At 42.0% G+C, this 11,897-nt stretch carries 11 protein-coding genes and 1 tRNA gene; 2 read left to right on the top strand and 10 right to left on the bottom strand.

Annotated features, from left to right (window positions below; genetic code table 11):
- Positions 1-141 precede the first annotated feature (141 nt).
- Positions 142-214, bottom strand: a tRNA-Thr gene (locus HMPREF9421_RS04750).
- A gap of 50 nt (positions 215-264) precedes the next feature.
- Positions 265-834 (bottom strand): GNAT family N-acetyltransferase, encoded by a 570-nt coding sequence (locus tag HMPREF9421_RS04745; RefSeq protein WP_006595858.1) that lies wholly within the window; start codon positions 832-834, stop codon positions 265-267.
- A gap of 202 nt (positions 835-1,036) precedes the next feature.
- Here HMPREF9421_RS04745 and ald point away from each other — a divergent pair, with 202 nt between their 5' ends.
- Complete coding sequence (gene ald, locus HMPREF9421_RS04740) at positions 1,037-2,149, top strand: alanine dehydrogenase (RefSeq protein WP_006595857.1); 1,113 nt, start codon at positions 1,037-1,039, stop codon at positions 2,147-2,149.
- A 499-nt stretch (positions 2,150-2,648) separates the two neighbouring features.
- On the opposite strand, the gene HMPREF9421_RS04735 is transcribed toward ald, so the two are convergent.
- The 8 genes from HMPREF9421_RS04735 to rplK all read right to left on the bottom strand — a co-directional run bounded on the left by HMPREF9421_RS04735 (position 2,649) and on the right by rplK (position 11,387).
- Positions 2,649-3,647 (bottom strand): PhoH family protein, encoded by a 999-nt coding sequence (locus tag HMPREF9421_RS04735; protein WP_040802991.1) that lies wholly within the window; start codon positions 3,645-3,647, stop codon positions 2,649-2,651.
- A gap of 91 nt (positions 3,648-3,738) precedes the next feature.
- Positions 3,739-3,954 carry a YozE family protein gene (locus tag HMPREF9421_RS04730; protein ID WP_006595855.1) on the bottom strand — a complete coding sequence of 72 codons (216 nt, stop codon included), beginning with the start codon at positions 3,952-3,954 and terminating at the stop codon, positions 3,739-3,741.
- Between the two features lie 10 nt (positions 3,955-3,964).
- On the bottom strand, positions 3,965-4,819 hold the full coding sequence (gene cvfB / locus HMPREF9421_RS04725; protein ID WP_006595854.1) for an RNA-binding virulence regulatory protein CvfB: 855 nt from the start codon (positions 4,817-4,819) through the stop codon (positions 3,965-3,967).
- Positions 4,820-4,925: 106 nt separating this feature from the next.
- The gene (gene frr / locus HMPREF9421_RS04720) at positions 4,926-5,483 is read right to left on the bottom strand and encodes a ribosome recycling factor (protein WP_006595853.1); all 558 of its coding nucleotides are present in this window, start codon (positions 5,481-5,483) and stop codon (positions 4,926-4,928) included.
- 18 nt (positions 5,484-5,501) lie between these two features.
- Complete coding sequence (gene pyrH / locus HMPREF9421_RS04715) at positions 5,502-6,233, bottom strand: UMP kinase (protein WP_006595852.1); 732 nt, start codon at positions 6,231-6,233, stop codon at positions 5,502-5,504.
- Between the two features lie 450 nt (positions 6,234-6,683).
- Positions 6,684-10,019, bottom strand: a complete 3,336-nt coding sequence (locus HMPREF9421_RS10135; protein ID WP_050786736.1) for an accessory Sec-dependent serine-rich glycoprotein adhesin — start codon at positions 10,017-10,019, stop codon at positions 6,684-6,686.
- Between the two features lie 155 nt (positions 10,020-10,174).
- Positions 10,175-10,864, bottom strand: a complete 690-nt coding sequence (gene rplA / locus HMPREF9421_RS04705) for a 50S ribosomal protein L1 (protein WP_006595851.1) — start codon at positions 10,862-10,864, stop codon at positions 10,175-10,177.
- A 97-nt stretch (positions 10,865-10,961) separates the two neighbouring features.
- On the bottom strand, positions 10,962-11,387 hold the full coding sequence (gene rplK / locus HMPREF9421_RS04700; protein ID WP_006595850.1) for a 50S ribosomal protein L11: 426 nt from the start codon (positions 11,385-11,387) through the stop codon (positions 10,962-10,964).
- A 160-nt stretch (positions 11,388-11,547) separates the two neighbouring features.
- Here rplK and HMPREF9421_RS04695 point away from each other — a divergent pair, with 160 nt between their 5' ends.
- Entirely contained in the window at positions 11,548-11,892 is a 345-nt protein-coding gene (locus HMPREF9421_RS04695) for a DUF3397 family protein (protein ID WP_006595849.1), read from the top strand.
- Positions 11,893-11,897: the final 5 nt, after the last annotated feature.

Here is an 11,897-nt window from a genome sequence, read left to right as displayed (position 1 = left end):
TTTCTCTTTGTTGCTATAACTTTACCACGGATTTCTGTGCTTGTCAACGTTTTTTTGAAAATTGTTGAAAAAGGCAAAATTTTTAAAGATGAACTCGCAAAAAAAAGAAGCCTAGATCCTCTCTAAGCTTCTCTTCTTCTATGCTAGTTGCCGGGATTGAACCGGCGACCTCATCCTTACCATGGATGCGCTCTACCGACTGAGCTAAACCAGCAGTACCTATCTACTATATCATGGAGATAGGCCTTTTGTCAATATCCTGACTCATTTTTCTGTCAAATATTCTTCCTTAGTGAGGACATAATGGACTCTCGTCACCATTCGCCCCTCTTCATGCAGGTCTAGCATCGCATAAGCTTCTTCGTGGGAAAATTGCATCCCTGCTTTGGCCATCACCCGGCCAGAAGCTGGGTTATCCTTGTCATAAACGGCAATGAGTTTGTTCATCCCTAACTGTTCAAAAGCCAGGGCAATGACTGCCTTGGTAGCCTCTGTCGCAAGACCTTGGTTCCAATAGTCTTTATTCAGAACATAGCCGATACTCCCCTTTTTCAGACAAAGATCCAAATCCAGTAAATCAATCGTCCCAATAAATTTTCCATTTTCTTTGAGCTCGATCCCCCATCTTCCAAGTGGGTTCGCTAGGTAAAAGAGGGCAATATTATTACGCGTCTCTTCAAGACTTTGATTGGTTGGAAAAGTGTAGCGCGTAACAGCTTCATCAGAAGCATACTCAAACATAGCCGGTGCATCCTCAAGAGTGACCGGACGCAAGTGCAAACGCTCTGTCTCTATTTCACGATAAGCCGCTAACTTCACATATAAATTTTCCATTTGACACTCCTTCTTTAGGCATTAGTTTAGCAAATAACCTAAAGGAAGGCAAGCTCAAATTTTTCTTGCTTTTTAACCAACTTTTCTATACAATAAAATCAATAAAAACAATCAGATAAGGAGTGAAAAGGTCATTGAGTCAAGAGAGAAATCTCACACCAATGGCCTTTTTACACCCATATCTAAGCAAGGAGAAATAATCATGTTAATCGGTATTCCAAAAGAAATTAAAAACAACGAAAATCGGGTCGGTTTGACACCTGCAGGTGTACAAAGCTTGGTGAAGAAAGGGCATCAAGTTTTGGTGGAAACCAATGCCGGACTCGGTTCTGGCTTTGCAGATGAAGATTACGTTAAACAAGGGGCAACCATCGTTGCGACTGCTGCAGAAGCTTGGAACGCTGAGATGGTGGTGAAAGTCAAGGAACCTCTCGCTGAAGAATACGGTTTCCTTCGCGAAGACCTCTTACTCTTCACTTACTTGCATATGGCTGCCGCACCTGAATTAGCGGACGCTATGGTCGCAGCGAAAACAACAGGAGTTGCCTACGAAACGGTTCGTGACCTTGATGGCCAATTGCCCCTCTTGGTGCCAATGAGTGAGGTTGCTGGACGAATGGCGGTGCAAATCGGTGCTCACTTCTTAACCAAACAAGAAGGTGGATCTGGTGTCCTCCTAGGTGGGGTACCAGGTGTTCCCAAAGGAAAAGTCACTATCATCGGAGGTGGGGTTGTTGGAACCCACGCAGCACGGATCGCCCTTGGACTTGGTGCCCAAGTGACCATCTTAGATATCAGTGCCAAACGTTTAGCTGTTCTGGAAGATGTCTTTGGTCACCAAATCCAAACCCTCATGTCCAACCCCTTTAATATTGAAGCCAGCGTCCGTGATGCCGATGTTGTCATCGGTGCTGTCTTGATTCCTGGTGCGAAAGCTCCTAAATTAGTGACAGATGATATGGTCAAACAAATGCGTCCAGGTTCCGTCATCGTCGACGTTGCAGTTGACCAAGGTGGTGTTATCGAAACAGCAGACCGTGTGACAACGCATACAGAGCCTGTTTACGAAAAACATGGTGTGCTCCACTATGCCGTTGCTAATATCCCAGGGGCTGTCGCTCGCACTTCTACTATCGCCCTTACCAATGTAACCCTTCCTTATGTAGAAGCTTTGGCTGACAAAGGCTTCCATAAGGCCATCGCACTTGATGAAGGCTTACGCCAAGGGGTCACTACTTACCAAGGCCATATCACAAGCCAACCAGTTGCAGAAGGTCTAGAACGCGACTTCACTCCAATCGACGAATTGGTTTAAACTATCATATATTTAAAGAATTATCATCGAAAAAAATAAGCAACTTATTTTTTCATATGAACTAATAAAAAAGTTTTGAAAAAAACAAGTTGTTTTGAGTTTTTTAAATCATTTTCAGAGATTTTCCGCTGTGAGAAAAGTGTCTGAAACAATTTAGTTTCAAGCACTCGGAATAATTAAGAGTAAAACAGTTTGGGAAACTGTTTTAGCCTGAGCCCAGAAATTAAAGAGCGAAGGGGCTCAATAAAAATTGAACACGGGCTGCGGATTGTGTCAAAAAGATAAGTTTTTCTAGAATCAAAAGATTCTGCGTCAAACTTCCTATTTTGACTTTATCCGCAGACGCCCTTTGTATCTTGATTTAGTCATGGAACTTCCTGGATTGCTGAAATCATCCACTGGATAATTTCACCTAACCTCCGTTCTCACCTAAGGAAAGTCTAGAAAATGATTTTATCGTCAATTTAAGGCAAAGATCCTCTGATCTTTGCCTCTTTTTTTATTCCGTTTCTTCTTCCACATCCAGTTTTTCTTTGATTACTAGATGTGGGAGGGGCTCATAGGCCCGGATAATTTCTGCTACAACAGGATGGCGAACAACATCCTTAGCAGAGAAGTGCACAAAATCAATCTGAGAAATATTTTTTAACTTCTCCTGGGCATCAATCAAGCCGGATTTGACATTTCGAGGAAGGTCAATCTGGCTAGTGTCTCCATTGACAATCATCTTGGAGTTGAAACCAAGACGGGTCAAGAACATCTTCATCTGCATGATGGTTGTATTTTGCGCTTCATCGAGAATGACAAAGGCATCATCCAAGGTCCGGCCCCGCATATAAGCTAAGGGAGCTATCTCAATAATCTCCCGCTCCATCATACGAGTGGTCTGGTCCTTGCCCAAGATTTGATAGAGGGCATCATAGACTGGACGTAGATAAGGGTCTACCTTTTCCTTGAGATCCCCTGGAAGGAAACCAAGGCTCTCTCCTGCTTCCACGGCTGGGCGAGTCAAAATAATGCGCTTGACTTGACCACGCTTGAGGGCGGTCACGGCCAAAGTTACTGCCAAAAAGGTCTTCCCAGTCCCTGCTGGTCCAATCCCGAAGGTCACATCATGGTGCTTGACACTATCTACATAAATCTTTTGACCTAGCGTTTTTACCCGAATGGGCTTGCCGTAGCTATCCTTGATGATTTCTTCTTCATACAAGGCCACGAACTTATCCAACTCATCATTACGAACCATTTGAATAGCTGTTACAACATCCGGCGTCCCGATAGTCATGCCACGATTCACCAAGATAAGCAAAGCCTCAATAACTTGTCTGGCTTTTTCACAATCTTCTTCTTGACCGATGACCTGGACAATTTCTGTTCGGGCATGGATGATCACATCCAACTCCTGCTCCATCAAACGCAAGTGACGTTCATTGGATCCAAATAGATGGAAGAGATCATCTGGATGACTTAATTGAATATCAATTGAATGTTCTTTCAAATAAAGAACCTCTCTATTTCTGTAAGTTTTCTCTATTATAACAAAGAGACCGAGAATTGACCATCCCCGGCCCACTTTGATTCTCTTGTACTTAATGACCTAGGTATTCTTCCCAAATTGCATCAAAATCTCCTAGATTAAAGGAGAAACTGGCATGCTCTTCCAGAAAGCGACTGACTTCATCAAAATCATCTGTATGCTTTGGAAAGGCTGTCTCATGAAAGACCAGATCAGCTAGAAGAGCCTTGGGAGCATTGCTTTTGGGATTGCGCTCTGTCATCAACCAAGTATAAAATGATTTTCGCATAGGACTCCTTTTATTTTAATTCTGTACCAAAGGCATCCTGTGTGATTTTCCCTGCTTTCATCAAGCCTCCCAGAGCTTTTTTGAACTGCCCCTTGGAAATGCCAAAGGTTGCCTTAATTTCTTCTGGGGAGGACTTATCATTCAAGGTCATAAAGCCTCCATTGTTTTCTAAATATGCCAAAATCATCTGTGCATCGTTTTCCAGCATTTCAAACGAGCGTGGCTTCAAGGATAAATTCAAGGTCCGATCCACCTCTCGGAAACCAATAACCCGGGCATCTAGGACTTGTCCCAAACGAGGTTCGGCAAAGCGCTCACTTGGATGGATAAAGCCTAACATATTGTTCTCAGGTAAGTAAACAAAGGTCCCTGAAAGTTTTAAGCGATAGACGATAGCCGGCCAGTTCTGATTCTGCATATTGTTGTAGGCTGGACGAGCAATCCGTTGGAAGTCTTCTTGGTAGGCCAAGACACCCCAGATTCGATCTTTTTTATCGACTTCCAGGCGAACAAAGAGTTTATCTCCTTTTTTAGGCCATAGTTCCTTGATCTCTGGCAGAATATCCAGAGATACGACAATCTCCTTGTCTGGTAGACCAGTATCGACAAAAACACCCAGGTCCTTACGAACTTCTGTCACTGTCCCCCAACCAAATTGGTCCTGACGAGCTGTGACTTCAAGTGTGGTCAGGCGCAAACGTTGCTTCATATCCGTATAGGCAAAGCCCTTGACGGACTCTCCAAGAGCATGCTCTCCTTCAGACTTGTCCAAGGCATAGGTTTGCCCATCCTTTTGGACAAAGTAAAAACGGTCATTCTCATCCGTAACAAGGCCCACGATATCATGTGCGAGATTGGTATTCATTTCTTCCTTCTTTCTAGCTAATGATGATCAATAGCCCCTTAATGGAAATAAAACCCAGCCAGCAGTGCCAACTGAGTTCATTTCCTCTGTAAACTGCTGGAAATGATTAGACTTCAAGCAATTCTTTTTCTTTGTGAGCTGTCATTTCATCGATATGTTTCACAGCATCATCCGTTACTTTTTGTATTTCTTTTTCAAGACCCTTCAATTCATCTTCAGTGATTTCTTTTGCTTTTTCTTGTTTCTTAGCTTCATCCATAGCATCACGACGGATGTTACGGATCGCTACCTTAGCATTTTCACCAACTTTTTTCACTTCTTTGGCCAAGTCACGACGGGTTTCTTCTGTCAAAGCTGGGATGACCAAGCGAATGACCGAACCATCGTTAGCCGGAGTAATACCAAGGTCAGAAGCATTCAAAGCGTGCTCAATATCTTTCAATGAAGACTTGTCAAAAGGCGTGATCAACATCACACGGGCTTCTGGAATCGTGATAGATGCGATTTGATTCAATGGAGTATCAACTCCGTAATATTGAACATAGATACGGTCCAAGAGACTTGCGTTTGCACGACCTGCCCGGATACTTCCAAATTCACGTCCCAAACTTTGGTGAGACTGAGACATTCTTTCTTTAGCTTTTTCTACGATTGGATTTGCCATTTTATTCCTCTAACTTCCTTATTTTTCTACATTATTAGAAACGGTAGTACCGATATTTTCTCCAAAGACAACGCGTTTGATGTTACCTGGCTCATTCATGTTGAAAACGACTAAGTCAATATCATTGTCCATTGAGATGGTCGATGCTGTCGAATCCATGATACGAAGGCCTTTATTGATGACATCACGGTGAGTTAATTCTTCAAACTTCACAGCTGTCTTGTCTTTCTTTGGATCAGCATTATAAACGCCGTCAACACCATTCTTAGCCATCAAGATTGCGTCTGCTTCAATTTCAGCGGCACGAAGAGCAGCCGTTGTATCCGTTGAGAAGTATGGAGAACCAATGCCTGCACCAAAGATAACAATACGCTCTTTTTCCAAGTGACGAAGGGCGCGGCCACGGATATAAGGCTCAGCGACTTGTTGCATAGCAATCGCTGTTTGGACACGCGTATCTACTCCAACCTGTTGAAGAGAATCCGCCATCACCAAGGCATTCATAACTGTTCCAAGCATTCCAGTGTAATCTGCTTGAACGCGATCCATACCTGCTTCCGCCGCAGGTTCTCCACGCCAGAGATTTCCTCCACCGATAACGAGAGCAATTTCAATTCCAAGGTCATGAACTTCTTTGATTTCAAGGGCCATCTTTTGAACCGTTTTGATATCAATTCCGACACCCCGTTCACCGGCTAACGCTTCACCTGATAACTTAATTAAAATACGTTTATACTTAGGTTCTACCATTTTGTCACTCCTTTTATGATCTGTATTATTTTACCACAAAAAGCGTTTTTTATATAGTGATATCTATCAAAAAAATTTTATCTTGTCGTCTTAAAATTGATTATTTTACCCCATACTTTTCTATTGACCATTTCTGAGTGTGCCAGCTCGTATGGATAGGTGATTCCTCCAAAGGAGAACTTTCTTTCAACGTTCCAAATTAATGAAGTTGTATGACTTTCTTACCTATTAAAAAGAGCCTCTTGAGACAAACAGGTTGTAGCTTTCAACCTGTTTAGAACTTGAGGCTCCTATTATAAAAATCTCATTGTGATAACAAAAATGATTGACTAGTCTAAAAAAGGGGATGCATCATCCCCTTTTTCAAGGCTATAAAACCTTTTCTAGTCATCGAGTAGACCTTGCTATTTGGAATTCAGCAAAATCAATCTTTCACCAAAGAAAGAAGAATTATTTTTCGTCTCCCTCTTTACGACGTCCAAGTGCTGCCAATCCTACAAGTCCTGCAACTAGTCCGAGTACAGTTGATCCTACAGATGTAGTTTCACCAGTATTTGGAAGTTGTTCTTTAGCTGGTGTTGGATCCACCGGTTTACCTGGTGTTGGATCCACTGGTTTACCTGGTGTTGGATTCACTGGTTTACCTGGTGTTGGATCCACCGGTTTACCTGGTGTTGGATTCACTGGTTTACCTGGTGTTGGATCCACCGGTTTACCTGGTGTTGGCTCTACAGGCTTATCTGGAGTTGGCTCTACAGGCTTGTTTGGAGTTGGCTCTACAGGCTTATCTGGAGTTGGCTCTACAGGCTTGTCTGGAGTTGGTTCTACAGGTTTGTCTGGAGTTGGCTCTACAGGCTTGTCTGGAGTTGGCTCTACAGGCTTGTCTGGAGTTGGTTCTACAGGTTTGTCTGGAGTTTCTTTCAGTTTGTAAACATACGTTACATTCTTATCGCCTTCGATCACTTTACCTGTGGTAGGATCAGTAGACTTGAGGTGACCTTGGTCATCTACTCCACCAACTGTATAGTTACCTGCAGGTACCAATTCATAAGTCTTGCCTTCAAATTCAATCTCTTGTGGACGGTTGTCTACAACTGTGTCGTAGTCTTTATCCACTGGTTGAGCTTTTTCGTCGGTCACATCTGACTTGATGGTCTTACCTTCTGTATCTACATAGTGTACGTAGACGTTACCCTTAGGCTCAGCTGGGGTTTCCTTCACTTCTTTATAAACGTAAGTGATGGTTGATTTTGGTTTGTCAACTTTACCTTTAACTGGATCAGATGATTCCAAATGTCCATCTTCGTCAACTTTACCTACTGGGTAGTCACCTTTTGGTACGATCTTATAGGTCTTACCATCTGGTGTCTTGATAGTATTCGGTTTTTCACCTTCCTCAGTGGTGTTATATGGTGTGTCATATGGTGAGTTTGGTGTATCTTGACGAGGTTTTTCGATTTCCTTACCATTTTCGTCTATGTAAGTGATGATAACTTCACCCTTCTTCGGCTCAGCTGGAGTTTCCTTCAGTTTGTATACATAGGTGACGTTCTTATCTTGTTCAGCTACTTTACCAGTTGTGTCATCTGATGATGTAAGGTGGCCTTGGTCATCAACTTCACCAACTGTGTAGTTACCCGCTGGTACCAATACATAAGTCTTACCGTCTTTTTCGATTTCTTCTGGACGGTTGTCTACTACTGTGTCGTAAGCTGAATCAACTGGTTGAGCTTTTTCATCGGTTACATCTGGCTTAATAGTCTTACCTTCTGTATCTTGATAATGCACGTAAACATTACCTGTAGCATCTGTTTTACGGTAATAGTGCGTTACATCGGTAGAAATTTCTTTAATGGATGGAAGAGAATAGTTATTAAAGAATGATGGATATCCAGACGCTTTATCTCCTGGTGTGTTCCCACCAATGATATTGGAAGTATTGTTTCGAACGGGATCGACATCTGCTGAAAACTGTGGTGAATCTGTAAAGGCATCCCCAGTGGCCTTGTTGAACCAACCACTCAAGCGCACATTCCCATTTCCACCATCCGTATAAGTTGCTACTTTAAGATGGTATTTTCCATCCTTACTGTCAACATATCCGACCTCTTTAGGTTCAGTTGCTGTTCCAGCAGGTGTTGGCTTAGCTCCTGGCTTAACCGGATCTGAGGTATACAATAGTGTATAGTTGGTTAAGTCAAGCGTATTTACATCTGTAGATGGATTATACGATGCCACTTTTGATGGGTCTAAAGCGTACAATTTGACAACTGATGTACCGTCTTTATCGACTTGCTCTACAATCCGTTTGACATAGTAGTGAGCACGTCCACCTTGGAGTTCTAGGTATTTAGCTCCGACACCACCTAGAGAACCTGCCATATCCTTTTCAGCATCCGTACGTACGAACTCGTAGCCTTCAAATGAACGCGGATTAGATGCCTTGTAGTCTTGGCTTTCAATACCTGTCTGGCTGTAGGAAGCTAATTCTTTATTCGTACCTTCTACTTTATAGTGGGTAGTATGGGTTACTTTTTCAATTGGGATAACTGTTTGAACATTTGGTTTTGTTTCTCCAACATTTCCTGGTTTAACCGTATCACGAATTTGAAGAATGTGGTGTTTATATTTATCATCAGAAGTTGGACCAGCTTCACGGTTATTGGTCCAAGTTCCTAGGATTTGCGAAGATTCCCCAGTAGTATAATCAAATTGTGGGGCATAAGTAGGATTTTCTTTCACCAAGGTGCTAAATTGGAACGTTGAATTGGCAGTCATATCCAATGTTTCTACTTCTTTGCCAGTAGCTTTTTCTACTAAACGAGCGTGAACAGTTGGCGTCTGTGTCGTTCCTACAGTAGAGCGATCTACTGAGAAGGTTACATAATAGCCACCATTGTTATAGGTAACACCACCTTGATTAGCTGCACCTTGCCAGTTTTGAAGATCCCAAATAGAATAAGTATAGCGATCTGCATTTGGATCCAATTGATAATTTGTATTGTTCCATGCTGGATCCTCAATTGAAGCTCCATTTGGTTCATCCATTATTGGAGAAACAGATGGTGCTGTCAGAGTAGTTGAAGTTGAAAGAGCATCCAACTGAGCAGAAATTGCAGGTGCACCATTAACGGTTGTGTTTCCATTGAAACCTGCCGCCTTCAAGGTTTCCATCATGTCATCTACTGACTTGTTCAAGCGTGATCGTTGCTCAGCATATGATGGAGCATTCTCACCAGAATTGGTCGAAGCTTCTTTTGCTGGCAATTCAGCTTGAACTTTTGCAACAGCCTCTTTGATAGCAGCTTTCTGTTCTGCATTTTGATGATTGGAAGCATATTTTTCTGCTATCTGATTCAATAATGCAGCCTCAGAAGCATTTTGTTCCAAAATAGCTTTATCATCCGATGCTACAGCACTTTCATTTTGAGGGGCTGAGACTTCTTTAGAAGCTGCTTCAGTTGAAACGGATGGAGCACTCACTGCTGTAGAGGAAGAAACTACTTCGTTTCCTACTTCATCCGCAAACGTAGTATTTGCAACTGTAGTAGCACTTAGAACTGCTGCTGCCACTACGATCCCTTTTAAGAGGTGACGGCTCTTAGCAGAAACAGCATCTTCACGAACCTCAGCAACAACAGTCTCTTCGACTTGACCTCGGATCACTTTGAGCAAACCAAAATTTGAAGTGGCTGCACGCAACCAGTTCTTACCCGACTTGATCAATTTGAAACGAGTCACTCGATCAGTTTCACGGAATTCTCCGTTTGAACGTTTAAAAATCATTTGATTCTCCTTTTTTTAGTTTTTCAACTATATTATACCCTTTTCCTGTACTTATGCAAGCGTTTTAATATCTATTGAATTTATCATCAAGGTAGAACCTTCTAAATCATTCAAAAAAAGAAAAAAAGCTACCCGAAGGTAGCTTTGATTTCTAATTAAAGTGAGTTAACATCCACTTTGATACCAGGACCTTGAGTTGTAGTCAAAGTCAAGCTAGTTACGTAAGTACCTTTAGCTGTAGCTGGTTTTGCTTTTTGGATAACATCGTTGAAAGCTTTGAAGTTTTCAACCAATTTATCAGCGTCAAATGACACTTTACCGATGATGGCTTGAACGATACCTGCACGGTCTGCACGGTAAGTGATTTTACCACCTTTAGACTCTTCAACTGCTTTAGCAACATCCATTGTTACAGTACCAGTTTTAGGGTTTGGCATCAAGTTACGTGGTCCAAGGACACGTCCAAGACGTCCAACAAGAGCCATCATGTCAGGTGTAGCGATAACTACGTCGAAGTCCAACCAACCATCGTTGATTTTCGCAACAAGGTCATCTTCACCTACGAAGTCTGCACCAGCAGCTTTTGCTTCTTCAGCTTTTGCACCACGTGCAAATACAAGAACGCGAGCAGTTTTACCAGTTCCGTTTGGCAATACCATTGCACCACGGATTTGTTGGTCAGCTTTTTTCACGTCGATGTTCAAGTTATAAGCAACTTCTACAGTTGCGTCAAATTTTGCAAAGTTAGTTTCTTTTGCAAGAGCTACAGCTTCTTCTACGCTGTATGCTTTTGTGCTGTCGATTTTTTCAAGTGCAGCACGAAGTTGTTTGCTTTTTTTAGCCATTTTATCTTTCTCCTTGTAATGTGGTCATATCGATTTTCATCTCCCACGTCACTCGTCTCATGATCAAGTGTATTGCGGGCAAATAGGATTGTTACAATTAGTCAGTAACAGTGAATCCCATAGAACGAGCAGTACCTTCGATCATACGCATTGCAGACTCAATGTTTGCAGCGTTCAAATCTGGCATCTTAGTTTCAGCAATTTCTTGTACTTGTGCACGAGTAACTGTTGCAACTTTCGTTTTGTTAGGTGTACCTGATCCTTTTTCAACACCTGCAGCTTTTTTCAAAAGAACAGCAGCTGGTGGTGTTTTTGTAACGAAATCAAATGATTTATCTTCATAAACAGTGATCACAACTGGGATAATCATACCAGCTTGGTCAGCTGTACGAGCGTTAAACTCTTTAGTGAATCCCATGATGTTGATACCTGCTTGACCAAGTGCTGGTCCAACCGGTGGAGCTGGAGTAGCTTTACCAGCAGGGATTTGCAATTTTACAAGTTTTTCGACTTTTTTAGCCATTTCTTAAATCCTCCTTTGTGGTTTTGGCGGTAATTACAGATTTTTACCTCCCACAAGTATGCTCTGCGCATACCTTTCTATTATACACTATTTTCTTCCGAATGCAAGAAAAAATTTCATTTCCATCACACTTTTTTTACTTTTGTGATAAAATGGAGGTATGTTAATAAAAGTTGCTTCCCTTGTATTTATTTTTTTGACCCTGATTCTCAGTGGGATTATTATTCGAGTCTTTAAACTGCGTCGATATGGTTGGAATTTTGCCGACCTGGCTTTTCCTCTTTTTGCGCTAGAATACTATTTAATTTCAGATGCGGCTTACTATCATAATTTGTTGCCACAATTGTTATTGGCCTTGTCCCTTTTAGCTATTGGCTTAACCATTTATTTTTTGAAAAAGAGACGTAGTTTTTACTATCCGAAATTTTTTAAGTACTTTTGGCGAGCAGGCTTCCTCATTACCTTCTTCCTTTACCTCATTATGACGATCAGTCTCTTCATCTGATCTAT

Source organism: Streptococcus australis ATCC 700641 (assembly GCF_000186465.1).
Lineage (GTDB): Bacteria > Bacillota > Bacilli > Lactobacillales > Streptococcaceae > Streptococcus > Streptococcus australis.
This window is presented reverse-complemented; position numbering and strand designations above follow the sequence as displayed.

Bases quoted from the DNA above. Each gene is read 5' to 3' on its own strand.
- HMPREF9421_RS10135 (WP_050786736.1), bottom strand. From the start codon at position 10,019: ATGATTTTTAAACGTTCAAACGGAGAATTCCGTGAAACTGATCGAGTG.
- HMPREF9421_RS04745 (WP_006595858.1), bottom strand. From the start codon at position 834: ATGGAAAATTTATATGTGAAGTTAGCGGCTTATCGTGAAATAGAGACA.
- pyrH (WP_006595852.1), bottom strand. From the start codon at position 6,233: ATGGTAGAACCTAAGTATAAACGTATTTTAATTAAGTTATCAGGTGAA.
- rplK (WP_006595850.1), bottom strand. From the start codon at position 11,387: ATGGCTAAAAAAGTCGAAAAACTTGTAAAATTGCAAATCCCTGCTGGT.
- ald (WP_006595857.1), top strand. From the start codon at position 1,037: ATGTTAATCGGTATTCCAAAAGAAATTAAAAACAACGAAAATCGGGTC.
- cvfB (WP_006595854.1), bottom strand. From the start codon at position 4,819: ATGAATACCAATCTCGCACATGATATCGTGGGCCTTGTTACGGATGAG.
- HMPREF9421_RS04695 (WP_006595849.1), top strand. From the start codon at position 11,548: ATGTTAATAAAAGTTGCTTCCCTTGTATTTATTTTTTTGACCCTGATT.
- frr (WP_006595853.1), bottom strand. From the start codon at position 5,483: ATGGCAAATCCAATCGTAGAAAAAGCTAAAGAAAGAATGTCTCAGTCT.
- rplA (WP_006595851.1), bottom strand. From the start codon at position 10,864: ATGGCTAAAAAAAGCAAACAACTTCGTGCTGCACTTGAAAAAATCGAC.
- HMPREF9421_RS04730 (WP_006595855.1), bottom strand. From the start codon at position 3,954: ATGCGAAAATCATTTTATACTTGGTTGATGACAGAGCGCAATCCCAAA.